Genomic DNA, 24,535 nt, shown 5'->3' with positions numbered 1-24,535 from the left:
TCATCAGTCGAATGGACCCGTTTCGACGGGCCGCGGCACTTCGCCGGGCCCCGCACGGGCCCCCTCTTTTCATGAAGCCACAACCTGCGATCGAGCGACCTTCCATCGAACCGGCACGATGGCGATCATGGCTCGATCCGCTCGGCGACGCGGCACGCGACTGGGCCGTCAGCGACGGGCTGATCTGGCTGCACCTCGCGAAGACCGTGTTCGCGGCCCTCCTTGCGATGGGTATCGCGATGCGTCTCGAGATGTCGCAGCCGCGCACGGCAATGACGACCGTGTTCGTGCTGATGCAGCCGCTGTCGGGGATGGTGTTCGCGAAGAGTTTCTACCGCATGCTCGGCACGGCGGCCGGCCTCGTCGCCGCGCTCGCGCTCGGCGGGCTGTTCGCGCAGCAGCCCGAACTGTACATGGCCGGCATCACGCTGTGGATCGGCGGCTGCATCGCGCTGGCGGTGCGCAACCGCCACTTCCGCTGGTACGGCTTCGTGCTCGCCGGCTACACGGCCGCGCTGATCGGCCTGCCGGCGGTGATGACGCCGCAGACGCTGTTCCAGTCCGCGCTCACGCGCGCCGCGGAAGTCGCGCTCGGCATCGCATGCTCGGGCGCGGTCAGCGCGTTGATCCTGCCGCTCAGTTCCGCGAAGGCGCTGATGCGCTCGCTGAACACGCGCCACACGACGTTCGCGGCGTTCACGGCCGGCGCGCTCGCGGGCGACGTCGCACGCGGCGATTTCGAACGGCGCTTCGCCGATTTCGTCGACGACATCGTCGGCTTCGAAGCGAACCGCGCATTCGCGTCGTTCGAGGATCCGCACATTCGCGCACGCAGCCGGCGGCTCGCACGGCTGAACAGCGAGTTCATGAACGCATGCACGCGGCTGCATGCGCTGCACCAGCTCGTCAAGCGCCTGCGCGCGAACGGCTCCGACGCGGTGCTCGACGCGCTGGCGCCGCACGTCGACGCGCTCGCGCAGCGGTTCGCCGCATTGCGCGACGAGCGGCAGCACGGCATCGCACCGGCCACCGGTGCGCTGCTCGAACTGCGCCGCTTCCATGGCGCGTTGCCGAAGGCCGCGCGCGCGTCGCGGCGGACCATCGAGGAACACGCGGCCGGCGGCCTGCTCGATTTCGATACCGCGATCGAGCTGCTGTACCGCTTCATCGGCGAGTATCTCGGCTACGCCGATACCTACGCATCCCTCGACCAGGACGATCACGCATTCGAGCGCTCCGTCACGCATTACGCGGTGAAGACCAATTCGTTCTTCGTCGGCTTCGCGTTCCTGCGCACGGTCATCGCCGTCGGTGCGATGAGCGCGTTCTGGATCGCGTCGGAGTGGCCGAGCGGCTCGCTCGCGGTAATCGCCACCGCGATCGCGTGCGCGCTCAGCTCGACGTCGCCGCGCGCACCGAAGTTCGTCGCGCAGATGGGCGTCGGCGCGGCGTTCGCGACTGCCGTCGGCTACCTGTTCCTGTGCTACGTGTATCCGAACATCGACGGCTTCCCGCTGCTGTGCGCAACGCTCGCGCCGGTGCTCGGCCTCGGCGCGTTTCTCGCGATGCGGCCGGGCCTGTCCGGTTACGGGATCGGCTTCGCGGTGTTCTTCTGCCTGCTCGCGGGCCCCGACAACGCAATCGCGTATACGCCCGAGGTGCTCATCAACAACGGGCTGGCCGTCGTCGTCGCGATGCTCGCGTGCTCGCTCGTGTTCGCGGTCGTGTTCCCCACCCACATGCCCTGGCTCACGGGCCGCATCGCGCACGATCTGCGCCGCCAGGTCACGCTTGCGTGCGAAGGCGCGCCGGACGGCCTCGCGCAGCGCTTCCAGTCGAGCACGCACGACCTGATGGCGCAGTTGCGCACGATGCTCGTGCGACGCACGCGGCAGCATCGCGACGCGCTGCGCTGGATGCTGTCGACGCTCGAGGTCGGCCATGCGGTGATCGACCTGCGCGACGAACTGCACGCGTTCTGTGAAGCGAAACCGCCGCAGATGCTGCGCTGGACCGGTTCGATCGACGCGGTGCTGCACGAGTTGCCGCGCTTCTTCGACGATCCGACGCCCGGCCACCATGCGCGCACGCTGAAATCGGTGAATCTCGCGATCCGCGCCGCTCAGCACACGCTGCAGGCGTGGTACGCCGTGCCCGACGAGCGACGCCGCATGCAGCGGATCGTCGGCTGCCTGCACTTCATGCGCAGCGCGCTGCTCGACAAGGACGCGCCGTTCAACCGGCGCCGCCATTGAACATCGATGCGCGTGCAACGGGATCCTTGTTCCGAATGGAAATAAGCTCTACAGGCGCGGTGATTAATCTTTAAGCAGTGCGAGCCTATAGTTTCCTCACTGCCAGCGAGACTGGCACTCACCCAGGAGAAACAAAATGAAGCCGCTGCACCTCGCCCTCGTTGCCCTGTCGCTGACCGCCGCTGTCGCCCACGCACAGCCGGCGCCGGCCGACGCCGCACCGCAACAGGCGAATCGCACCGAAGCCGTCAAGGCCGCAGGCCGCGTCGATCGTTCGCAGTCGAAGCAGGAAGACCCGAACGCCTGTGTCGGCCCCGTCAGCTTCTGCAACATCTACTTCGGCAGCTGAGCATGACGCCGCGTCGTCACGGCCTGGCCCGCATCGCCCGCATCCAGTCCGCGGGCGGGCGGCGGACCGGCCGATCGCTGCACCGCCCCGCTCCACGCCGCTTCGATTGAAGCGGCGCATGCCGTTTCAGGCGCCGCGCCCCGGCCGCCACCCCACTTCGCGCAACGCATCCAGCAGGCGCGCCTGCCCGAGCCCTTCGACCCGCGCACCGCGCGATTCGACGTCGCCGCCCGCGACGAGCGCATTCACGATCGCTTCCTCCACCGCCTCGGCCGCCGCGACGAACAGCGCGGAAATATGGTCGTTGTTGACCATCTTCACGCCGGTGGTCGGCGCGCCCTTGCTGCCGTAGTTCGCCGCCGGCAGCCCGTCGTTGCCCGTTGCGAACGCAAGGAAGATGTCGCCGCTCGAATCCTCGGTGCCGCCGCCGACGCGCGCGAGCCCGACGCTCGCGCGCTGCGCGACGCGCGTGCATTGATGCGGTAGCAGCGGCGCGTCGGTCGCGATCGTGACGACGATCGAGCCCATGCCGGCCTCGCCTGTCGCGTCGGGCACGCGGAACGGCGAATGCACGTGGCGCAGCACTTCGCCGACCGGATAACCGGCCACGCGCAGCATCTCGCGCACGCCGTAGTTCGCCTGCACCAGCACGCCGACGGTCCAGCCGCCCGCATCGGCCGCGAGCACGCGCGACGCGGTGCCGATGCCGCCCTTGAACTCGTGGCAGATCATGCCCGTACCGCCGCCCACGCCGCCTTCGGCGACCGGCCCCGACTGCACGGCGGCCAGCGCGCGCAGCACGTGCGCGGCGCTCACGTGCTGCCCCCAGATGTCGTTCAGCAGCCCGTCGTAGGTTTCCATCACGACCGGCATGCACCAGTACACGCGGCCGGCCGCCGCTTCCCGCTCGTTCGCGACGAGCGCGTCGCGCACCGCGCCGACGCTGTGCGTGTTCGTATAGGCGATCGGCGTCGTCAGCAGGCCGGCCTCGCGGATCCATTCGAGCCCTGTCGCATCGCCGTTGCCGTTCAGCACGTGCACGCCCGCGAAACACGGCGAATCGTGCGCGGCGCCCGCGCGCGGCTCGATGACGGTGACGCCGGTCCGGATCGATGCGTCGCCGTTCTCGACGTTCAGCGTGCAATGTCCGACCCGTACGCCCGGAACGTCCGTGATCGCGTTGAAGCGGCCCGGCGTGCCGAGTCCGATGCGGATGCCGAGATCCCTCGTGCGCATGATGCAATTCCTCCAGTCTTTCAATGGTTCGGTGTTTCGGTCTGCAACGTGACGATCCGGCGTTCAGAGCGCGCGGAATGCTTCGCTGTGACGTGCCCAGACGACATACATCACGAGTGCGGCAACCAGCAGCCCCGCGATGATGATCAGGTCGGTCGGCTTCGTCGCCGTCGCCAGCGTCGTGTAGAGCGTGTACGCGGCACCCGCCACCGCGACGAGCGGCGTCGCGGGCCACAGCGGCATCCGGTAGTGATGTTCGACGTCGCGGCGCACGAACCGGCTCGCGAGCGCGGCCAGCCCGACGACCAGGTAAATCAGCAGCAGCAGGTCGACCGTGAACGCGGTCAGCTCGTCGAGGCTCGACACGAACACGAGCCCCGCCGACGGCACCGCGAGCGCGATCGTCGCGAGCCACGGCGATTCCAGGCGCGGATGGATCGTCGAGAACGCACGGTTGCAGGTGCGCGACCAGAGCGCGTGCCGGCCGCTGCTGTACAACAGGCGGCCCATCGTGATCACGATCGCGATGATCGCGTTGAACACCGACAGGAAGATCCCGGCGCTGACCACGCGCGACACGGCCGGGTTGCTCAGCGAACGCACGACATAGCCGATCGGGTCGGCGCTTTTGGTGAGTTCCGTCAGCGACGGCGCACCGAGCACGATCGCGGTGAGCGGAACCAGTTCGACGACGAGGATCACGAGCAGCGAATAGATCACCGCCTTCGCGACGTTGCGGTTGCCGCCGCGCAGGTCCTCGGCGAGGTATGCAGCGGAGCCGAAACCGTTGTAGCAGAAGATCGCCGTGCCGATCGCGGGCACGATGGCGGCGAGCGTGGCCGGCACGAGCGCGTTGCCGCTCGCGACGACCGGCGCGACCAGCACGTCGGCGCCGCGATGCATCGAGCCGAAACCGAGCCCCGCGATCAGCATCAGCACGCCGATCTCGACGACGAGAAACGCGCCGGTGATCCACGCATTCGTCTTGATGTTCAGCATGCCGAGCAGGTAGCTGAGCAGCACGATCGTCAGCGCGACCGACTGGTTGCCGAAGTGCGTGCCGAGCGCGTTGTTCAGGTACGGCGCGGCACCGCTCGCGAGCACGGCCGGGATGAACACGCTGACGGACAGCACCGTGATGAAGGTCAGGTAGCCGGGCAGCGTGCCGAACACGCGCTTGGCCATCACGTATTCGCCGCCCGCGCTGCGGTGCGCGGCGCTGAGTTCCGCATAGCAGAGCGCGAATGCGAGCGCGAGCACGCCGCCGAGCAGGAACGACAGCACGGCGCCGCTGCCGGCCTGCTGGATCGCGAACGGCGCGATCACGAAGATCGAGCTTGCGGGGGTCACGCCCGATACGGTGATCATCACCGCGTCGCGCACGCCGAGCGTCTGCGACAGCGCGCGCGGCGCGTCTTCCGTTGCAGGCGCCGCTTGCAGCGTGCCCGTCGATTCCGACATCATCGCCATCTCGTTCTCCTGTGCTGCACTTTTTTGAACACCCATACTCGGGCCCGATTGATTGCGTGGCAGTCTAGGAAGCCAATTTCAGGACCGCTATTCCCCCTTCGTGTTACGCCCTTCCGGTGGTGGTATGGATCGTCTCTTTTCCGAAATCGCGATGCACCAGGCGCTTGGCCGCGCAATCGATCACCTCGGCCAGCCGCGTTTCTGGCGGTTCCTGGTGCTGCTGCTCAATGAAATGGCGCCGTTCGACAACGCGCTCGCGACCGCGATCGGCCGCGACGGCGTGCCGCTCGTGCTCGACGAATACGACACCGGCGGCACCGATACGGCGTCGCCGGTGCCGCTTTACCTGAACGGGTTATATCTGCTCGACCCGTTCCTGCAGGCCGCGCACGACGGGCTCGCCGACGGCTGCTACCGGCTCGAGGAAGTCGCGCCCGACCTGTTCCGGCAAAGCGAGTATTTCCTGAGCTACTTCCGCGATGCGGTCGGCGACGACGAGATTCAGATCCTCGTGCGGCCGAACGCCGACACGCTGCTGTCGCTGTCGCTCGGCGCGGCCGCGCGCTTCGAAGTCGAGCCGCTCGGCAAGCTGACGGCCGCGATGCCGTGGGTGCTCGCGACGATCCGGCAGCACTGGCGGCTGGTGGGCGACGCCGCGCGCTCGACGCCCGACGCCGATCTCGGCGCGCGCGTCGAGCAGGCGCTCGCGCGCTTCGGCGCGGGCGTGCTGACCGATCGCGAGATGTCGATCGCGAGAATGGTGCTGCGCGGCAATTCGTCGAAGGCGATTGCCGAGCGGCTGGCGATCTCGCCGGAAACGGTGAAGGTGCATCGGCGGCATCTATACGCGAAGCTCGGGATCTCGTCGCAGCCCGAGCTGTTTTCGCGGTTCATCCAGGCGCTGGGAGAAGATGCGGCGGGATGAGCGCATCGTGCAGCACGGATGGCAACGGGCGCGGAATCGTGCAATATCCGTGAAGCGCCGCAATCCGTGGTCATCCGGTGAAGCACACGCGGATGTTCCATCGACAACGAAGTTGCCCGGAAACAGGAATCCCGATCCATGTCGCTCATTCCGCTCGTCGGACTCGGCTGGTTGCTTCTGTGTGCCATCAGCGCCACATCGATCGTGCTCGTGCCGCCGCTGCTGCTGGTCGCCTGCCTGATGGGGAAGGATGTCTGGTCGATCCTGACGCGCGGCCGGCTGCAGTTCGCGTTCCTGGCCTACCTCGGTTCCGCGCCGGTGCCGGCGGTCTTCACGTTCCTGCTGGAAGCCGGTGCCGCGGCCGGGAGTGCCGGAGGCGTTGCTCCCGACAGTCTGACCGTGTGGAACGAACGGTGTTTTTTCATGTTCCTGGGCGCGGCTGCGCTGAGCGGCCTGCTGTTGCTGCTGCGGCCGAAAGACAGGCAAGCAGCAAACGTCGAGCCGTCACAGTCTGCGCAATAGCCGGCACGCGAACGCCGCGCCATGCCGCCCGCCCGGTTTTCGGGCAGGGGCACGGTCATGCGCAGCGTCCTGCTACTTCCACTTCGCGCCGAGTTGCGCGAGCCCGGCGTTCTGGAGATCGTCCGGCAGCATCACCACGCGGAACTCGCAGTCCGCATTCAACATCAGGAACCACGGCTCCGCGAGCGCCGGGATCTGCGACGGGTCATCCAGATTGACGATCACGACCGCCCCGCGCCCGCCGCTCTGCTCCGTGAAATACACGGCCTCCGGCCTGACCGCGTCGAGTATTCGCGAGATCACGTCGCCGACGCTGCCGTCGCGCACCAGCGTGTTGAACGGCTCGTGAGGGATTCGTATGTTGAGAAGCATGCGCATGACCATCCTCCTTGGGCTCCGCCCGGCCTGGGCCCTTCAAGCATAGGTGCTACGCGACGCCGCGCCAGTGGCGCCGCAAGCAGTTGCCGGCACGCATTCACATTCCGACGATTCGATGACCCCGCGTCGCACAAACGGCAATCGCCCGCGCGATGCAGGCCAGGTCGAATCGACCGCTTATGCCCACATCATGCGGAGACCGTATGGGCCGTCAGCCCCGTCGGTTCGATCGCTAGATGCAGCGCCCGCTCCGGCCGCAGCGTCACGTTCAACACCGCGCGCGGCGGTGTCATGCCGGGCGGCACCGACAACACATGACACTGCAGGATCATTGCGGCCACAACCGTCATCTCCGTCATCGCCAGATGCTGCCCGAGGCATACGCGCGGGCCCGAGCCGAACGGCATGTACGCGCCGCGCGGCGGTGCCGGCGCATCTTCGGCGAAGCGCTCCGGACGGAACGCATGCGGCTCCGGAAACCATCGTTCGTCGAGATGCATGAGCTGCAGCGGCAGCATGAACAGCGTGCGCGCGGGAAACTGCCATGCGCCCAGCGCGACCGGCCGCGATGCACGGCGGCTGATCAGGATCGGCGCGGATGGATACAGGCGCAGCGTTTCGTCCAGCGTCTGCGCCAGATAGCGCAACGAAGATCGCGTCTCGGCGGACGGCGCTCGACCGCCCAGCACGCGGGACACCTCGTCGCGCGCGGCGGCTTGCACGGCCGGATTCGTGGCCATGCACCATGCCCACCAGGTCAGCGCCCCGGCCGTCGTCTCGTGGCCGGCCAGGAACGCCGTCATGCATTCGTCGTGCACGGCCTGCAGCGGCCATTTCCGACCATCCGCCCGATGCAGCCGCAACAGGCGCGACAGCAGATCGTCGGGCCACGTACGCTCCGGCATGTCGACGCGCGCACGCAGTTGCCGGTCGATCAGCCCGTTCAGCACCGCCTTTGCCCGCGCCTTGCCGCGCTTCCACGGCATCCAGTCCGGCGTGCTCGCCGGCTGATAGAACTCTGCGTCGGCCGCAGCGCTCACCGCCCGCACTGCCTCCTCGGCCGCACGCGCATCGTCGCCGATCGTATCGGAGAACATCGTGCGCATGATCACGTCCATCGCCAACGACGTCAGCGCGCTTTCGATCGGCCAGTCCGGATCGCGCGCGGGCCACTGCGCGAGTGCATGACCAGCCGTCGCCGCGATCGCCGGAACGAACGCCTGAACCGGCTTCGGCATGAAGTTCGGTTGCAACGCATGCCGCTTGTCGCGCCACGCATCGCCCTCGGCAACCAGCACGCTATGGCCGTGGACCTGCGCGAAGACGCGGATCGCGCGCTCCCAGCGCCCGAACGCATCGTGATGCGTGACCAGCAGCTCGCGCGCGAGCGCCGGATCGGTCACGACCACCGCGTGCTCGGGCCACACGCGCAAGTGCACGACGTCGCCGTAATCGCGCTGCCAGCCGGCCAGCGTGCCGATCAGGTCGCGTGACATCGCGCGCAGCAGCGCCCACCCCGTCAGGCCGGCACGCGGCCCCGGCGGCCATACGCCGGGCGGGTGAAGCACGGGCGCCGGCGCAGCGGTGCCCGCATGGAATGGACATTGGGAAGAGGATCGTGTGTTCATGCGCCGGATTGTCCGCATCGGCGAGCCGGCGGTCTTGAACGCAAACGACATCGACACGTGTGCGGCCGGTCCCTATACTCCGGCGTCATGTTCTCAGGACCGCCATCGATCCCGCCGTCATGCCCCGATCCGCTTGCGCGCGCGCCCCGTGTGCAAAGCGGCGGACAGTCGCCGCATGCGCGGCTGCATCCCGCGCCGGCCGCGCTGCAGGGCGCGGTGGTCGCGATCGTCCTGTACGACACGCGCGGCCTCGCGTTGAGCGACGCGCAGCGACTCTCGCACTTTCCGGCCACGCCGCTCGTCTGCGTGTCGTGGTATCGGGATCTCGACGTCGGCTTCATCGAACCCACGGCCGACGGCCCGCAATGGCGCCCCTTTGGCGCGGCCGCGACGCTGTCGGGCAGCCATTCGGCCCCCACCGTCGCGTGGGCGCCGACGGGCGGGCTGATCGGCATGATCTGTTTCACCGCCGATGCGGCGCGGACGCTGTTCGGCATCGCGCTGCCGGGCATTCACGACCGCGTGCTCGACGCGCACGCGTGCCTCGGCCGCGATTGGCACCCGCTGCTCGATGCATTGATCGGCGCGGATCGCGACGCCGACGCGCTGGCGGCGATCGATCGCCACCTCGCGCCCCGCTGGCAGGCGCTTCGGCCCTCGACGCCGCTGTCATCGCTGCGCAACGCGGGGCGCAGCTGGGTCGAGCGGCTCGCGCTGCAAGCGCGCGAGTGGCGAGGCACGCGCAGCCCGCGTCAGGTCGAACGGCGCATCAAGACTGCGGATTCAACCCGTTGATGCAACGAATTGATGAAATCGCTCAGCCGGTGTATCGAAGTTTAGTGTCTTTCGCGGACGCTCATTGAGCCGTCTGGCTACGGCGTTGAGCTTGGCCTGCGAATAGGCCGAGAGATCGGTCCCCTTGGGGAAATACTGTCTCAGGAGCCCATTTGTGTTCTCGTTCGAGCCACGTTGCCAAGGGCTCTGCGGATCACAAAAATAGACCCTTATGTCGGTGGCCACGGTGAAGCGTGTGTGATCGGCCATCTCTTTGCCCCGATCCCAGGTCAGTGATTTGTATAGTTCATCAGGAAGCTTGCCGGCGTGTCGGATCAACGCATTGACGACCGTTTCCGTGTCCTTGCTGGCGACCTTCACCAGCATCACGAAGCGGCTCTGACGCTCGACGAGCGTGGCGATCTGGCTGTTCGCGTTGCCGAACAGCAGATCGCCTTCCCAGTGGCCCGGTATCGCACGATCATCAACGTTCGCGGGGCGTTCACTAATCGGGACGGTGTCGCAGATTCGGCCATGATCGTCGGTCTTCATCGTGTGATGACGCGAACGGCGCATGGCTCGCGAGCGCCGCAAATGCTCGAGCAATTCCTTTTTGAGCGCGCCGCGCGCTTGTATGTAGAGGCTGCGGTATATGGTTTCGTGCGACACCTGATAGTCTCTGTTGACCGCGTACACGTGCTTAAGCCAACCGGCGATCTGCTCGGGCGACCACTGCAACCGGAGCTTGCTTGCCACGACCTGGGCGAGTTCTCGGTTCCTGACGAGCTTGCAGACTTGGGGGCGACGGGTTCGTTCCCAAGCAAGTTCGTCAGCATTGTGCGCCCGATAACTCTGCATACCTCCGTTCCGCTTGAGCTCACGACTAACAGTGGATGGGGCACGTCCGAGCCGGTTTGCAATCGCGCGCATCGAATCACCAGCAACCACTGAGCGCGAGATCTCCTCCCGCTCAGCAAAGGTCAGTGCCAATCTCGAACGGTGCCGTTGCTTCGGTTGTATGCCGCCTGTTTCGGCCAGGATCCCTTGTACCGAAGAATGGTTTCGATCAAACAACTGGGCGATCTGCTGCAGCGATTCGCCCTTGCGCCAGCGCTCCCACATTAACGCCTTCTGACTGTCTGTATAGTAGATCCGCCGCCTCTGTTTCATTGCAACGCTCCTCGCTGCTATGCAGCCTCAAGTGTGTTGCATCGACGGGTTGAATCCGCAACCTACAGCGGCCGATCGCTGCGCGAATGGCAGGCGCTCGTCAGGACGGAAAGCACATTCTTCGCGGCGCGCGACCGGTTCGAAGCCGGCGCCGCGTTCAACTGGGCCACGCTGGCGCTGGACGAAGGGTTCGCCGACCAGGCGCACCTGAGCCGCGAGGTCAAGCGCATCACGGGATTCTCGCCGAGCGAATTCACGCAACGCTTCATCGACGACGAATCGTTCTGGATGTATCGGCTCTGGGTGTGACGCGGCGGCGGCCGATCCCGCATTGGTGAGCCGTTTCGCAATGCACGGCCCGCTCGCGTCCTCCACTCAACCGCGCGGTTCGACGAAGCCGCCGTCGGGCGCATCGTGCGGCACGTTCCAGCCGAAATACACTTCCGCCTCGACGATCCGCCCGTGGCGGACGCGCAACCGCTCCGCATTCCGGAACCGCTTGCCGCTACTCGTTTCCGCCACGTACACGACGAATACGTGCTCGCCGTGAACGGCGACTTCGACGAAATCGAAGCGCGCCAGTGTCACGCTGTTCGGCCAGCAACGCCGGAAATACGTGTCGCGGTCGAGCCGGTTGTCGAGCGGGCTCGTGAAATGGAAATCCGTTGCGATCAGCGCTTCGATCGCGTCGCGGTTCTTGTCGGCATACGCGCGGTAGCTCGCGCGCGCAACGTCGCCCGGGTTCTGAAGCATCGTCGTGCCCTCCTCGAAGAATCGGCGTGAGCCTCGCTCGCACCGGTGCAGATGTTTCGGCGGAACGCGTCCGTGGCCATCCACGCGAACCCGAATCGGCCGGCAGCCCGCGCTTTCCATCGTAAGCCGGCAATGCCGCGGTTGCCCGATTCGACGGGCACAGGCATGATGTCCGCGAACTCGCCGGCCGCTTGTTCCGCTTGTTCCGCTTGTTCCGCTTGTTCCGCTTGTTCCGCTTGTTCCGCTTGTTCCGCTTGTTCCGCTTGTTCCGCTGGTTCTCGCCGACCTCGCCGCACCTGTGCAGCGTGTCACGCAAACGCTGCCGCCGTCGCGCGAGCAATCCGCATGCCGGCCCCGCCGCCCACCACACTTCGTCCATGTCACTACGCGCATTCAGAACGCTGGTCGCCATCGCACGATACCGGACCTTCGCACGCGCCGGCGAAGCCATCGGGCTCACGCAGTCGGCGGTGAGCCTGCAGATCAAGGCACTGGAAAGCGAATACAACGTGCAGTTGTTCGACCGTTCGCGCCGGCAACCGGTGCTCACCGAAGCGGGCAACATCCTGCTCGCGCAGGCCGAGCAGGTGCTCGCGATGGTCGACCGGATTCCCGATGCGCTCAGCGACGAGAAGAAGCTCGTCGGCCGCCTGCGGATCGGCGCGATCCAGACCGCGCTGTCCGGCCCGCTGCCCGACGCGCTGCTCGCGCTGCGCAACTCACATCCGTCGCTGCGCGTGCACGTGTCGGCCGGTATGTCGGCCGAGCTGGCGAACCGCGTCGCGGCCGGCGAACTCGATGCGGCGATCACGACGCGCCCCGTGCGCCCGCATCCGGCGGAGCTGACGTGGACGACGCTGTACGAGGATCGCTTCTGGCTGCTCGCGCCGCCGGACCATGCGGAACGCGACGCGGGCACGCTGCTCGAAGCTCTGCCGTTCATCCGCTTCGACGCACAGGCCTGGGCCGGCCGCATGATCGCGGCCGAGCTGCGCCGCATCGGCGTGCGCGTGCGTGAAGAGATGGTGCTGGACAGCGCGGAAACGATCGCACGCATGGTGGCACGCGGGCTCGGCGCCGCGATCGTCGCGCTCCCCGATGCGACGCTCGCGCGCCTGCCGCCCGTCACGCGCTTGCCGTTCGGCCAGCCGCAGATGGGGCGCGCGATCGTGCTGCTCGAACACCAGTCGCGTCCGGCCGAGCGTTTCGCACGCGCGCTGGCCGCTGAAGTCACCGCGTCATCGATGAGAATTTCTCATTGAACGCCCGATAATTAACAATTATTCCTGTTGATTTCGCGTGTTAACTTGGCGGCATCGTCACTCTTTCGATTGCGAGTCGCCATGTTGCCCGCCGGATGGATTCCCGCGTCGTTTCGCCGCTCCGCCTGCCAGCCGCTGCACGCAGCCTGCATGAAGGCGCGCCGATGATCGGCCCGATCCTGCTCGCGCTGGCGCCGGTCGCGCTGCTGGTCGCGTTCGGCCACGGCCTGCGTCGCACGGGTTTCATCGCTGAGGTGTTCTGGCCGCAGGCCGAGCGCCTTTGCTACTACGTGCTGCTGCCGGCGCTGTTCGCGGACGGCCTCGCGAACGCGCGACTCCAAGCGCTGCCCATTTTACCGCTCGCGGCCGCGCTGGTCGGTTCGACCGCCGTCGCCGCTGCGCTTCTTCTGCTGGTCCGTCGGTTCGTCCGGGTCGACGGCGCCGGCTTCACGTCCGTGTTCCAGGGTGCGGTGCGCTTCAACAACTATGTCGGCACCGCACTCGCCGCCGGGCTGTTCGGCGCACAAGGCATCGCGCTCGCGGCCGTGTGCGTCGCAGCGATCGTCCCGACCGTCAACCTGATGTGCGTGCTGGTCTTCGCGCGGTATGGCGACACGCGGCTCGGCGCGGGCGCACTCGTGCGGCAGATCCTGTCGAATCCGCTCGTCGTCGCGTGCGCGCTCGGAATCTCGATGCAGGCCGGCGGTGTTGCGTTTCCCGGTGCCGTCGAGCCGGCCGTGCGCGCGCTCGGCGCCGCGTCGATGCCGCTCGGCCTGCTGTGCGTGGGCGCGGCGCTGAAATTCGACGCGGCCCGTGCGTGGCTGCAGCCGGTGTGCGTCGCGTCGGCGTTCAAGTTCATGGCGATGCCACTCATTACGCTCGCGGCCGGCCGCCTGTTCGGGCTCGGCGATGCGGCGCTGACGGTCGCGCTGCTGTTCCAGGCGCTGCCGACGTCGTCGGCGTCGTACATCATGGCGCGCCAGCTCGGCGGCGACGCGCCGCTGATGGCCGGCATCACCGCATTCCAGACGGTCGCCGCGGCGCTCGCGATGCCGGTCGTGCTGACGGCGCTCGCGTCGGCACCGGCGTTTCGCTGACGGCGCCACCCCGCCCGATACCCACTGAATCAGCCTGCTGGCCAGTCATCGCACGGTTCGACATCGTCGGCCGCGCGCGCTCGTGATCGCGGGCGTCGCGCTGATCAATCGCGCACGGCGCTGACGCATCGGCACACGCCGCGCAGGCTCGGGGACGGATCCCGAATACCGGATGCGACGGCACTCGCAGCACCGTTGCGCGCCGCCTACGCGTCGCCGACACGCGCCCCCGACTTTCTCGCAGCCCTGCCAAAAACCGCCTATCGTGAATGAAGCGCCCCGTTCGCTGCCATCCGACCCTGAGTCGCTCGCACCGGCGGCAACGGCACCGCGTTCCGGCACCATTCATCGCGATCGTCGCGCCCGCTCGCCCGTGCGCACGATCGCGGCCGCCCACCGGATTACAGGAGGCATTCATGAAAGCCGCGTTGCTCGTCAGCTCCGCCCTGCTCGCCATTGCATCCGCTTCGGCCTTGGCCCAAGGCTCGATCACGAAAGTCGAAAACGGCGCGCTCGTCGCCGCGAACGGGATGACCGTCTACACCTTCGACAAGGACAAGCCCAACGCCGGCACCAGCGCGTGCACGGGCCAGTGCGAAACCTTCTGGCCGCCGTACAAGGCCAGCGCGACCGACGTTCCGGTCGGCCCCTACACGATCGTGAAACGCGACGACGGCAGCCCGCAATGGGCGTACAAGGGCAAGCCGCTGTACTTCTTCTCGAAAGACATGAAACAGGGCGACCGCAACGGCGACAACTTCAAGGACATGTGGCACGTGGTCGCGCCGTAAGCGTTATTGCGCCGCCGTCCGCGCAACCGGCGCGGACGTAAAAAAGCCCGCCCGGATCGTCGTCGATCGGGGCGGGCCTTCGCATCTTCACGCCGGCCGCCTTGCATCGCCAGCCGACAGGCCGGCGACGCATGCAGTCGAAATGCGCGTCAGCGGTTCGACGGGAAGCTGAACACCGTCCCTTCGCGCACGCCGGCCGACGGCCAGCGCTGCGTGATCGTCTTGCGCTTCGTGTAGAACCGCACGGCGTCCGGGCCGTATGCGTGCAGGTCGCCGAACAGCGAACGCTTCCAGCCGCCGAACGAGTGGTACGCGACGGGCACCGGCAGCGGCACGTTGATGCCGACCATGCCGATCTGGATGTTGTCGCTGAAGTAGCGCGCGGCCTCGCCGTCGCGCGTGAACAGGCACGTGCCGTTACCGTATTCGTGCGCGTCGATCAGCGCCATCGCCTCGTCGAGCGACTTCAGGCGGATCACGCCGAGCACCGGCCCGAAGATCTCGTGCTGGTAGATCGGCATGCCGGGCTTCACGTTGTCGAACAGGCACGGGCCGAGGTAGTAGCCGCCGTCATGGCCGTCGACCTTCACGCCGCGGCCGTCGACGACGAGCGTCGCGCCCGCTGCCACGCCCGCTTCGACGAAGCCCGTCACCTTCTCGAAGTGCTGCTGCGTGACGAGCGGGCCCATGTCGATGCCCGCGCCGTTGCCCGGGCCGACCTTCATCTTGTCGATTTCCGCCTTCAGGCCCGCGACGACCTGGTCGCCCGTCTCGTCGCCGATCGCGACGACCAGCGGAATCGCCATGCAGCGCTCGCCGCACGAGCCGTACGCGGCGCCCATCAGCGCGTTCACCGCGTTGCCGATGTCCGCGTCGGGCATCACGACCGCGAAGTTCTTCGCCCCGCCGAGCGCCTGCACGCGCTTGCCGTTCGCACAGCCGGTCGAGTAGATGTATTCGGCGATCGGCGTCGAGCCGACGAAGCTCACGGCCTTCACGCGCGGGTCGGTCAGGATCGTGTCGACCGCTTCCTTGTCGCCGTTCACGACGTTCAGCACGCCCGGCGGCAGGCCGGCCTCGAGCGCGAGCTCGGCCATGCGCAGCGTCGACGACGGCGTGCGCTCGGACGGCTTCAGCACGAACGTGTTGCCGCACGCGACGGCCATCGGCCACATCCACAGCGGCACCATCACCGGGAAGTTGAACGGCGTGATGCCGGCCACTACGCCGAGCGCCTGGAACTCGCTCCACGAATCGATCGCGGGGCCGACGTTCTTGCTGTGCTCGCCCTTCAGCAGCTCGGGCACGTAGCTGGCGTATTCGACGTTCTCGATCCCGCGCTGCAGTTCGCCCATCGCATCGGCGAGCACCTTGCCGTGCTCGGCCGTGATCAGCGCGCACAGCTCGTCGGCGTGCTCCTCGAGCAGCGTCTTGAAGCGGCTCATCACACGGGCGCGCTTCAGCGGCGGCGTGTTGCGCCACGCCGGGAACGCTGCCTGCGCGGACGCGATCGCGGCTTCGACGGTCAGCTTGTCGGCGAGCACGACGCTCTTGTCCGATTCGCCGGTGGCCGGGTCGAACACCGGCTGGACGCGGCTGCCGCCGTCGACGCGCTTGCCATCGATCAGGTGGCCGAGGGTGGAAGTCACCTTGCTGTCATGTTTCATCTGTCTGGCTCTTTCGTCAATTCGGTTGTCGCTTGGGGGCGGGCCGCGGCTCAGTCCACTTCGTTCAGTGCGTCGGACAGCGCGTTGACCAGGTTGTCGATCTCGCGCTTCTCCGAGATGAACGGCGGCGCGAGCTGGATCGTGTCGCCGCCGTAGCGCACGTAGAAGCCCTTCGCCCAGCAGCGCATCGCGATCTCGTACGGGCGCCGTGCCGGTTCGCCCGGCAGCGCCGCGATCGTCAGGCCGGCCGCGAGGCCGTAGTTGCGGATGTCCGCGATGTGGCGCTGGCCCTTCAGCCCGTGCACGGCCGCCTCGAAATGCGGCGCGAGATCGCGCACGCGGGCCACCGCGTCTTCCTTCACGAGCAGGTCGAGCGCCGCGACGCCGGCCGCGCACGCGACCGGGTGCGCCGAATACGTGTAGCCGTGCGGGAATTCGAGCATGTACTCGGGGCCGCCTGCCGCCATGAACGTGTCGTAGATTTCCTTCGTCGCGATCACGCCGCCGAGCGGCTGCACGCCGTTCGTCACCTGCTTCGCGAAGTTCAGGATGTCCGGCGTCACGCCGAACGCGTCGGCGCCCGTCATCGCGCCGGCACGGCCGAAGCCCGTGATGACCTCGTCGAAAATCAGCAGGATGTCGTGCGCGGTGCAGATGTCGCGCAGCCGCTTCAGATAGCCCTTCGGCGGCACGACCACGCCCGCCGAACCGGAGAACGGCTCGACGATCACGGCCGCGATGTTCGATGCGTCGTGCAGCGCGATCAGGTCGAGCAGGCGGTCGGCCAGCTCCGCGCCGTGCTCGGGCATCCCTCGCGAGAACCTGTTTTCGGCGAGTTGCGTGTGCGGCAGGAAATCGGCGTCGAGGCCCTGGCCGAACAGCTTGCGGTTCGGCCCGATCCCGCCGACCGAGATGCCGCCGAAGTTCACGCCGTGGTAGCCCTTCTCGCGGCCGATCAGGCGCGTCTTCGTGCCCTTGCCCTTCGCGCGCCAGTACGCGCGGGCCAGCTTCAGCGACGTGTCGGCCGCTTCCGAGCCCGAACCCGTGAAGAACACGTAGTCGAGGCCGGCCGGCGTCAGGTCCTTGATCTTGTTGGCGAGCTCGAACGACTTCGGATGGCCGAACTGGAACGCCGGCGCGTAGTCGAGCTGCGCGACCTGGCGGCTCACGGCTTCGACGATTTCCGTGCGGCCGTGACCGAGGCCCGTGCACCAGAGGCCCGACAGGCCGTCGAAGATCTTGCGGCCTTCGGCGTCCGTGTAATACGCGCCGTTGCCCGACACGATCATGCGCGGATCGGCCTTGAACTGGCGGTTGGCCGTGAACGGCATCCAGTGCGCGTCGAGCCAGGCGGCGTCGGTGCGGATAGTCGTGTCGTCCTGCTGCGCGGTGGTGATGTCGGTCATGTCGGTCGGCGCGGCGCGCCCCTCCTTCTTGTGATGATGTTGCACATTGTCGGGACGACAATTAGTCTCTTCAATATCGCAATATCAATGTTCACTTGCTCAACTATGCAAGCAAAGAAACCGAAGAGCCGCGCGCTGCTCGGGCAGCTCAGCGACATGGATCTGCGCCTGCTGCGGGTCTTCAAGGGCGTCGTGCAGTGCGGCGGGATGGCGGCGGCCGAACTGGAACTGAATATCGGCATCTCGACGATCAGCCGGCACGTGAAGGATCTGGAAACGCGCGTCGGCCTCGTGCTGTGCCGGCGCGGCCGCGCGGGCTTCACGCTGACGCCCGAGGGGCAGACGGTGTACGAGGAGACGCTGCGGCTGCTCGCGTCGATGGAGGCCTTTCGCAGCAGGATAGACGGTATTCACGACAGGATGGGCGGAGAACTGCACATCGCGGTGTTCGACAAGACGGCCACCAACCCGAACGCGCGGCTCGGCGACGCGATCCGCCGATTCGCGGACGAAGCACCCGACGTCGCGCTGAACCTGCATGTCGCGTCGATCAACGAGGTCGAGCGCGGGATCATCGACGACAGCTACCAGGTCGGGATCATTCCCGCGCACCGCAACTCGGGCAGCCTCGTGTATTCGGAGCTGTTCGACGAACGGATGCTGCTGTACTGCGGCCGCCAGCATCCGCTCTACGATGCGCCGCACGGCAAGCTCACGTGGACGACGATCCGCAACCACGCGTTCGCGGGGCTCGGCTTCCATTCGCCGAACATGGAACTGAGCCATCGCGCGAAGCTCACGCGCAGCGCGACCGCGTCGGACCAGGAATCGATCGCGACGCTGATCCTGTCCGGCCGTTATCTCGGCTTCCTGCCGGACCATTACGCGGAAAGCTTCGAAAACAAGGGACTGATGCAGCCGATCGCGCCGCACCGGTTCAACTACCGGTGCCGGTTCGTGAGCCTGCTGCGGCGCTCGCCGCGGCCGTCGCGGGCCGCGCTGCTGTTCCAGTCGTGCCTGGAAGCCGCGCACGACGTGAAAGCGTAGCCGGCGCGACGGTCCGCGCCGCGCGGGAACGGCGGCGCGGGCAGCGTGGGCAGCGCCGTGCGCCGCATGCGAACCACCGCCGTTCGGCCGCGCGATCCGGCTCTGCGATAATGCGGGCTCCCCATTTCCGCTCCGCCGCCCCGCCATGACGCAACCGTCCGCCCCGCTCCCCACCGACCTGCCGCCGATCTCGTGCCTGCCCGGCGATGCGCTGCCGTGGCTGCCGATGAGCGCCGACCTGCCGGGGCTGGCGATCAAGTATCTGCACATCAATGCGGCCGAGGACACGCTGACCGCGCTGCTGAAGATGCCGGCCGGCGGCACGCTGCCGCGCCATCGTCACGATGGCGAGGTGTTCGTCCATACGCTGCAGGGTGCGTGGCGCTACCTGGAGTACGACTGGGTCGCGCACGCCGGCTCGACGGTGCTCGAACCGGCCGGCTCGGTGCATACGCCGGAAACGCTCGGCGCGCCGGGCGAGGACGTGATCACGCTCAACGTGATGCGCGGCGATCTCGTGCTGCTCGACGACGACGGCCGCGAGACCGCGCGCGAGAACTGCCGCGTCGCGCTGCTGCGCCAGCGCAAGCATGCGCGTACGGCGCCGGACGACGCGGCACCGTTCGTCACACGGTAAGACAGGCGGCATCGTCGCGTCACGATCCGCATGGTGCCGGCTCTCGCTAATGCGCGGATGGACGCCTGCGCACTTCGCCAGCTTCCCCGGCCTACCCGCGCATTACCGAAAACGCCGGAAAAATCGCCGAATATCGTTGGCCAGCAGATCCGGCTCTTCCATCGCAGCAAAATGGCCGCCGCTCGGCATGTCGGTCCACTGCACGACGTCGAACACCCGTTCGAGCCAGCTGCGCGGCGGGTGGCTGATTTCCTTCGGAAAACGCGCAAACGCGACGGGCACCGCCACGCGTTGCCCGGCCGCGAAGCGCATTGGCTGCAGCCGGTTTTCCCAATACATCTGCATTGACGAGCCGATGCAGCCGGTGAACCAGTAGAGCGAGATTCCGGTCAGCAGCACGTCGTGCGAAAACCGCCGTGCGACGTCGCCGTCGCAATCGCTCCACGTGCGGAATTTCTCGGTGATCCACGCGGCCAGCCCGGCCGGCGAATCGTTGAGCGCGACGGCCAGCGTCTGCGGCTTCGTCATATGCATATGCGCATATCCGCCTTCCAGCGCGGCCCACTCGCCGCGCTGCGCCACGAAGGCCCGTTCGTCCTCGGTCAGCGGCGAAGCCGCGTCGGTCGGAGGCTCGTAGCTGCCGGGCAGGTAGTTCAGATGGATGCCGTCCACCACGTCGGCGTGTCGCGCGCCGAGCGCAATCGACACGCCTGCGCCGAGATCACCGCCTTGCGCGCCGAAGCGTCGATATCCGAGACCGGACATCAACGCCGCCCAGCGGTCGGCGACCTGAAATGCCGACATGCCGGGTGCCGCGGGCGCCGGCGAGAACAGGAAGCCCGGCAGTGACGGCACGACGACGTCGAACGCATCGTCCGGATCGCCGCCGAACGCCGCCGGGTCGCAGAGGCGATCGATCAGCGCGTCGAATTCAAATACGGAGCCCGGCCAGCCGTGCGTGACGACGAGCGGATAAGGCCTCGGCCCGACGCCGTGTCGATGGATGAAATGCACGCGCTGCCCGCCTGCATCTGCGACGAACTGCGGCAGCCGGTTCAGCGCACGCTCCACCGCACGCCAGTCGAAGCGTTCGGCCCAGTACGCGGTCAGTTCGCGCAGCCACGCGCCTTCGACACCCTGCTGCCACGGCCCGGCGGGTGTCAGCATCGGTGCGCGCATGTCGCGCAGGCGCCGGCGCAGGTCATCAAGCGCGTGATCGGGAATCGCAATGTTGAACGGGGCGGTGTGCATCGTTTCTCCTCGCGAAGAATATCGGCGAGATTCTGCGCCATTTTTCCGGCCCGCGACGAACGGCTCGCGCCCACGCGTCAGCCTGTTTCCCGCTCGTCCGCCCGTGCATCGCGCCGCATGGCCTGCGGCGGCACGCCGAACCCGCGCACGAACGCCTCGCGCATATGGCGGCGATCACGAAAACCGTTCTCCTTCGCGATCACGTCGAGCGGATGGCGGCTCTGTTCGATCATCAGCCGCGCGGCTTCGAGCCGCAGCCGCTCGATCGCCTTCGCGGGCGACTGCCCCGTTTCGAGCGTAAACACGCGGCTGAACTGCCGCGGGCTCAGGTGGACGGCATCGGCCAGATCCTCGACGGTCAGCGCACGGCCGAGGTTCTGCCGCGCGTAGTTCAACGCGTTCTGGATCCGGTCTGATTTCGGCGCGAGATCGAGCATTTCGGAATGCTGCGACTGGCCGCCGGCCCGGCGCTGGTTCATCACGAGCTTGTGCGCGACCGAGCGCGCGGCATCGGCGCCGAGATCCTTTTCCACCATCGCGAGCGCGAGGTCGAGGCCGGCCGTCATCCCGGCCGACGTCCAGATCGGCCCGTCGACGATGTAGATCCGGTCTTCCTCGACGCGAATCTCCGGGTAGTGCCGCTGCATGTCGCGGCCGAACGCCCAGTGCGTCGTCGCGCGGCGCTGCGCAAGCAGCCCCGCCTCGGCCAGCACGAACGCGCCCGTGCAAATGCCGGCGATCCGCCGTGCGCGTGCGTTCGTGCGGCGCAGGAACGCGACCACGCCGGCCGGCGCCGGCGCAGCGAGCGGATCGTTGACGCCCGCGACGATCCACGTATCGACGGCGATCCGCCCGCGCAGCGCGCGCGTGGCGACCGACAGCCCGAGCGACGAGCGCACGTCGCCGCCATCGACCGAATAATTGTCCATCACGTAGAACGGCTCGCCAGCTCCCATGTTCGCGTACTCGAACACCGACTGCGCGGCGAGCGCCATGATCTGGAAACCGTCGCTGATCAGAAAGCCGATTCGGTGCATGCGTGTTCTCCAGTCCCGGGCGTGTCTTCGGCCCGATGTCCTGAATCATACCCATCTACGTCATTTGTGTCGCAGCGATTCGAAGCCAGAATGCATTCACGCCATTCGGCCACTTCATCGAAAACGGAGCGACATCATGACTCAAGCACATCGCGGTACCGCCCTCATTACCGGCGCGTCGTCGGGCATCGGCGCAATCTACGCGGACCGGCTCGCGCGCCGCGGCTACGACCTGATCCTGGTCGCGCGCAACCGCGACCGGCTGGCCGCCCTCGCCGAGCGCATCACGAACGACACGCGGCGCAGCGTCGAGATCGTCGATGCGGACCTCAACGACCGCGCGGCACTCGCCGCCGTCGAAACGAAGCTGAAGCAGGACGCGAGCATCACGCTGCTCGTGAACAACGCGGGTGTCGGCACGCACGCCCCGCTGCTCGACAGCGACGTAGACGCGATGACGCGGATGATCGACCTGAACGTGACCGCGCTCACGCGCCTCACCTATGCAGCCGTGCCCGGCTTCGTCGCCCGTGGCCGCGGCGCGGTAATCAACATTTCGTCGATCGTCGCGATCTCGCCGGAAACGCTGAACGGCGTGTACGGCGGCAGCAAGGCGTTCGTGCTCGCGTTCAGCCAGTCGCTGCACCACGAGCTCGCCGGCAAGGACGTGCAGGTGCAGGCCGTGCTGCCCGGCGCGACGGCCACCGATTTCTGGCAGACGGGCGGCCTGCCGCTCGAGCACCTGCCGAAGGAAATCGTGATGTCGGCGTCCGACATGGTCGACGCGGCGCTGGTCGGCTTCGATCGCGGCGAACTCGTGACGATTCCGTCGCTGCACGCGGCCGACGAATGGAATGCGTACGAGGCCGCGCGCCAGACGATGGCGCCGCACCTGTCGACCGATACGCCGGCGCCGCGCTATGCGGCGGCGCGCTGATCGCGTCTGACATCCTGCGGATCGAAGGCGGCAAGCTTGCCGAACACCTTGGCAATCGTCCGTTGCGGAATTCGACCATGCGGTTCCGTATGTTCATCACCGAGGCCGGCGACGCGCCGGCCGCCGCGCGTGGTTCGGCCGACGGTCAGCCGGCGTTTGCGCCGCCCGAGCTGGAGACCGTCTGCCGCGTCGCGCGTGCGCATTTCGGCACGGCCGGCGCTTTCGTTGCGCACGCCGAAGCCGGCACGCAACACGTGCTGGCGGCCGACGGGACGCCGCCCGCCCCGCTCCCTGTCGGGCAACGCGGCCGCAACCGGATCGAGGTATATCGGGCGTAATCGAAGCGGTACGGGCCACCCGCGTCGAACCGGACGGCGACAACACCAGCCGCGCGATTGCCCGACCTCACGATCAACGTTGAGCTTCCGCTCGTACGAGCGCATCGCCGCCCTTCACGCCGAGCATCAGCGCGACGCCGCTGGCGACCAGCAGCGCGGCCAGCAGGTACACGGCGAGATCCATGCTGCCCGTGCGCGTGCGAATGATCCCGATCACCCACGGGCTGACGATGCCGCTCGTGATCCCGATGCTGCTGATCAGCGCGATCCCGGCCGCGGCCGCGTTGCCCGACAGGTAGCGGGTCGGCACGGCCCAGAAGATCGGCAGTGCGGCGAAGATCAGCGTCGCCGCGATCGACAGGCACGCGAGCATCGCCGCGAAGCTGTGCAGGTGCAGCGTCAGCGCCGCGAGCGCGAGCCCGCCGCCGATCGTGCAGCACGCGAAGTGCCTGCGGCGCTCGCCGGTGCGGTCCGAGCGGCGCGCGATCAGGATCAGCCCGACCGCACCGACCGCATTCGGCACGACCGTGTAGAGGCTCACGGCAACGACGTCGGTCACGCCGAAGTCGCGGATCATCAGCGGCATCCAGAAGTTGAGCGTCAGCGATGCGCAGGTCAGCGAGAAATAGATGAACGCGAACAGGTACACGCGCGGGTTCGCGAGCGCGGCCGCCAGGCTGCGCCCGTCGTGCGCGCCGCCGTGCCCGCGGCCGTCCGCGCACAGCGCGGCGACGCGCGCCTTTTCATCGGACGTGAGCCATGCGGCGTCCTGCGGCCGGTCGACGAGGAACGTGAACGCGGCGAACGAGAGCAGGATCGCCGGCGCGCCTTCGATCGCGAACATCCATTGCCAGCCGTGCAGCCCGAGCACGCCGCTCATGTCGCGCATGATCCAGCCCGACATCAGGCCGCCGAGCACGCCGGCCACCGCGACGCCCGCGAAGAACACCGAGATCGCCGCCGCGCGCCGGTTCGCGGGGAACCACCAGGTCAGGTACAGCACGATGCCGGGGAAGAAGCCGGCTTCGAACACGCCGAGCAGGAAGCGCAGCACGTAGAAATGCGACGGCTGCGACACGAACATCATCCCGGTCGACGCGATGCCCCACAGCAGCATGATCCGCGTGAACGTGCGGCGCGCGCCGAAACGCGCGAGCAGCAGGTTGCTCGGCACTTCGCAGAACACGTAGCCGACGTAGAACACCGCGGCGCCGAGGCCGTACATCGCATCGCTGAAGCCGAGATCGTGCTTCATCTGTAACTGCGCGAAGCCGATGTTGATGCGGTCGAGGAACGACACGACGTAGCAGAGGAACAGGAACGGGACGATCCGCCACGCGATCTTGCGAAACAGCAGCGCGTCGCCGGATTCCGACGTCGATGAGGATACCGAAGCGCTCGTGTGCGCGAGCGTCGCTTCGGCGGGAAGCGATTGGGGCATGTCTCTCTCCAAACGGGCCGCGCGATTCGAGTGCGCAGCAGTCTCCGAGGGCGTGCATGCGCCCTGCTTTCTTGTGAGACCGGATACGGCTGCCGGAACCGCGGCGCAACGCCGCAGCGGAACCCGCAGCCCTCAGGGAAACGGCGACGCGTTCAGACGAACGC

At 67.5% G+C, this 24,535-nt stretch carries 23 protein-coding genes and 1 pseudogene; 13 read left to right on the top strand and 11 right to left on the bottom strand.

Annotated elements, in window-relative coordinates:
* Positions 1-71: 71 nt before the first annotated feature.
* Both ACNQQL_RS02510 and ACNQQL_RS02505 read left to right on the top strand, forming a co-directional pair.
* Positions 72-2,255 carry an FUSC family protein gene (locus ACNQQL_RS02510; RefSeq protein ID WP_204422872.1) on the top strand — a complete coding sequence of 728 codons (2,184 nt, stop codon included), beginning with the start codon at positions 72-74 and terminating at the stop codon, positions 2,253-2,255.
* Positions 2,256-2,391: 136 nt separating this feature from the next.
* Complete coding sequence (locus tag ACNQQL_RS02505; protein ID WP_034179600.1) at positions 2,392-2,604, top strand: hypothetical protein; 213 nt, start codon at positions 2,392-2,394, stop codon at positions 2,602-2,604.
* Between the two features lie 126 nt (positions 2,605-2,730).
* On the opposite strand, the gene ACNQQL_RS02500 is transcribed toward ACNQQL_RS02505, so the two are convergent.
* On the bottom strand, positions 2,731-3,840 hold the full coding sequence (locus ACNQQL_RS02500) for a P1 family peptidase (RefSeq protein ID WP_347063087.1): 1,110 nt from the start codon (positions 3,838-3,840) through the stop codon (positions 2,731-2,733).
* Between the two features lie 63 nt (positions 3,841-3,903).
* Positions 3,904-5,310 carry an APC family permease gene (locus ACNQQL_RS02495; RefSeq protein WP_347063086.1) on the bottom strand — a complete coding sequence of 469 codons (1,407 nt, stop codon included), beginning with the start codon at positions 5,308-5,310 and terminating at the stop codon, positions 3,904-3,906.
* A 124-nt stretch (positions 5,311-5,434) separates the two neighbouring features.
* Between ACNQQL_RS02495 and ACNQQL_RS02490 the strand changes: the two genes are divergently transcribed.
* Together ACNQQL_RS02490 and ACNQQL_RS02485 are read left to right on the top strand one after the other, a co-directional pair.
* The gene (locus ACNQQL_RS02490) at positions 5,435-6,235 is read left to right on the top strand and encodes a helix-turn-helix transcriptional regulator (RefSeq protein WP_347063085.1); all 801 of its coding nucleotides are present in this window, start codon (positions 5,435-5,437) and stop codon (positions 6,233-6,235) included.
* 138 nt (positions 6,236-6,373) lie between these two features.
* Entirely contained in the window at positions 6,374-6,757 is a 384-nt protein-coding gene (locus ACNQQL_RS02485) for a hypothetical protein (RefSeq protein ID WP_347063084.1), read from the top strand.
* A gap of 72 nt (positions 6,758-6,829) precedes the next feature.
* Here ACNQQL_RS02485 and ACNQQL_RS02480 read toward each other — a convergent pair whose 3' ends face one another.
* Positions 6,830-7,135, bottom strand: a complete 306-nt coding sequence (locus tag ACNQQL_RS02480; protein ID WP_347063083.1) for a panthothenate synthetase — start codon at positions 7,133-7,135, stop codon at positions 6,830-6,832.
* 188 nt (positions 7,136-7,323) lie between these two features.
* Positions 7,324-8,763, bottom strand: a complete 1,440-nt coding sequence (locus ACNQQL_RS02475) for a cytochrome P450 (protein ID WP_347063082.1) — start codon at positions 8,761-8,763, stop codon at positions 7,324-7,326.
* A 150-nt stretch (positions 8,764-8,913) separates the two neighbouring features.
* On the opposite strand from ACNQQL_RS02475, the gene ACNQQL_RS02470 reads away from it, so the two are divergent.
* A complete protein-coding gene (locus ACNQQL_RS02470) occupies positions 8,914-9,558 on the top strand; it encodes a hypothetical protein (RefSeq protein WP_347063081.1) in 645 nt (214 codons plus the stop codon).
* On the opposite strand, the gene ACNQQL_RS02465 is transcribed toward ACNQQL_RS02470, so the two are convergent.
* Positions 9,547-10,707, bottom strand: a complete 1,161-nt coding sequence (locus tag ACNQQL_RS02465; RefSeq protein ID WP_347063080.1) for an IS30 family transposase — start codon at positions 10,705-10,707, stop codon at positions 9,547-9,549. The two genes, ACNQQL_RS02470 and ACNQQL_RS02465, sit on opposite strands and share 12 nt — an antisense overlap.
* Positions 10,708-10,770: 63 nt before the next feature.
* On the opposite strand from ACNQQL_RS02465, the pseudogene ACNQQL_RS02460 reads away from it, so the two are divergent.
* Positions 10,771-11,016, top strand: a pseudogene (locus ACNQQL_RS02460) (AraC family transcriptional regulator); the annotation flags it as partial.
* Between the two features lie 66 nt (positions 11,017-11,082).
* Here the strand turns inward: ACNQQL_RS02460 and ACNQQL_RS02455 are convergent.
* Positions 11,083-11,460, bottom strand: a complete 378-nt coding sequence (locus ACNQQL_RS02455) for a nuclear transport factor 2 family protein (protein WP_347063079.1) — start codon at positions 11,458-11,460, stop codon at positions 11,083-11,085.
* A 377-nt stretch (positions 11,461-11,837) separates the two neighbouring features.
* Here ACNQQL_RS02455 and ACNQQL_RS02450 point away from each other — a divergent pair, with 377 nt between their 5' ends.
* From ACNQQL_RS02450 to ACNQQL_RS02440, 3 genes are all read left to right on the top strand, one after another.
* The gene (locus tag ACNQQL_RS02450; RefSeq protein WP_347063078.1) at positions 11,838-12,722 is read left to right on the top strand and encodes a LysR family transcriptional regulator; all 885 of its coding nucleotides are present in this window, start codon (positions 11,838-11,840) and stop codon (positions 12,720-12,722) included.
* 164 nt (positions 12,723-12,886) lie between these two features.
* Complete coding sequence (locus ACNQQL_RS02445; protein WP_347063077.1) at positions 12,887-13,819, top strand: AEC family transporter; 933 nt, start codon at positions 12,887-12,889, stop codon at positions 13,817-13,819.
* A gap of 416 nt (positions 13,820-14,235) precedes the next feature.
* Positions 14,236-14,610, top strand: a complete 375-nt coding sequence (locus ACNQQL_RS02440; protein WP_175959059.1) for a hypothetical protein — start codon at positions 14,236-14,238, stop codon at positions 14,608-14,610.
* Positions 14,611-14,759: 149 nt separating this feature from the next.
* Here the strand turns inward: ACNQQL_RS02440 and ACNQQL_RS02435 are convergent, their stop codons facing one another.
* Both ACNQQL_RS02435 and ACNQQL_RS02430 read right to left on the bottom strand, forming a co-directional pair.
* Positions 14,760-16,277: a CoA-acylating methylmalonate-semialdehyde dehydrogenase gene (locus tag ACNQQL_RS02435; RefSeq protein WP_347063076.1), complete on the bottom strand. Its 1,518-nt coding sequence runs from the start codon at positions 16,275-16,277 to the stop codon at positions 14,760-14,762.
* A gap of 50 nt (positions 16,278-16,327) precedes the next feature.
* The gene (locus ACNQQL_RS02430) at positions 16,328-17,683 is read right to left on the bottom strand and encodes an aspartate aminotransferase family protein (RefSeq protein ID WP_347063075.1); all 1,356 of its coding nucleotides are present in this window, start codon (positions 17,681-17,683) and stop codon (positions 16,328-16,330) included.
* Positions 17,684-17,788: 105 nt separating this feature from the next.
* Here ACNQQL_RS02430 and ACNQQL_RS02425 point away from each other — a divergent pair, with 105 nt between their 5' ends.
* Both ACNQQL_RS02425 and ACNQQL_RS02420 read left to right on the top strand, forming a co-directional pair.
* Positions 17,789-18,730 (top strand): LysR family transcriptional regulator, encoded by a 942-nt coding sequence (locus ACNQQL_RS02425; RefSeq protein ID WP_072436732.1) that lies wholly within the window; start codon positions 17,789-17,791, stop codon positions 18,728-18,730.
* 145 nt (positions 18,731-18,875) lie between these two features.
* Entirely contained in the window at positions 18,876-19,367 is a 492-nt protein-coding gene (locus tag ACNQQL_RS02420) for a 2,4'-dihydroxyacetophenone dioxygenase family protein (protein ID WP_347063074.1), read from the top strand.
* A gap of 102 nt (positions 19,368-19,469) precedes the next feature.
* On the opposite strand, the gene ACNQQL_RS02415 is transcribed toward ACNQQL_RS02420, so the two are convergent.
* Positions 19,470-20,618 (bottom strand): epoxide hydrolase family protein, encoded by a 1,149-nt coding sequence (locus ACNQQL_RS02415; protein ID WP_347063073.1) that lies wholly within the window; start codon positions 20,616-20,618, stop codon positions 19,470-19,472.
* 77 nt (positions 20,619-20,695) lie between these two features.
* A complete protein-coding gene (locus ACNQQL_RS02410) occupies positions 20,696-21,655 on the bottom strand; it encodes a GlxA family transcriptional regulator (RefSeq protein ID WP_347063072.1) in 960 nt (319 codons plus the stop codon).
* Between the two features lie 136 nt (positions 21,656-21,791).
* On the opposite strand from ACNQQL_RS02410, the gene ACNQQL_RS02405 reads away from it, so the two are divergent.
* Positions 21,792-22,592: an SDR family oxidoreductase gene (locus tag ACNQQL_RS02405; protein WP_347063071.1), complete on the top strand. Its 801-nt coding sequence runs from the start codon at positions 21,792-21,794 to the stop codon at positions 22,590-22,592.
* A 77-nt stretch (positions 22,593-22,669) separates the two neighbouring features.
* A complete protein-coding gene (locus ACNQQL_RS02400; RefSeq protein WP_347063070.1) occupies positions 22,670-22,930 on the top strand; it encodes a hypothetical protein in 261 nt (86 codons plus the stop codon).
* 73 nt (positions 22,931-23,003) lie between these two features.
* On the opposite strand, the gene ACNQQL_RS02395 is transcribed toward ACNQQL_RS02400, so the two are convergent.
* A complete protein-coding gene (locus ACNQQL_RS02395) occupies positions 23,004-24,371 on the bottom strand; it encodes an MFS transporter (RefSeq protein WP_347063069.1) in 1,368 nt (455 codons plus the stop codon).
* Between the last annotated feature and the right edge of the window lie 164 nt (positions 24,372-24,535).

It is taken from the genome of Burkholderia sp. LFS061, assembly GCF_047978125.1.
Classification (GTDB): Bacteria; Pseudomonadota; Gammaproteobacteria; order Burkholderiales; family Burkholderiaceae; genus Burkholderia; species Burkholderia pyrrocinia_C.
This window is presented reverse-complemented; position numbering and strand designations above follow the sequence as displayed.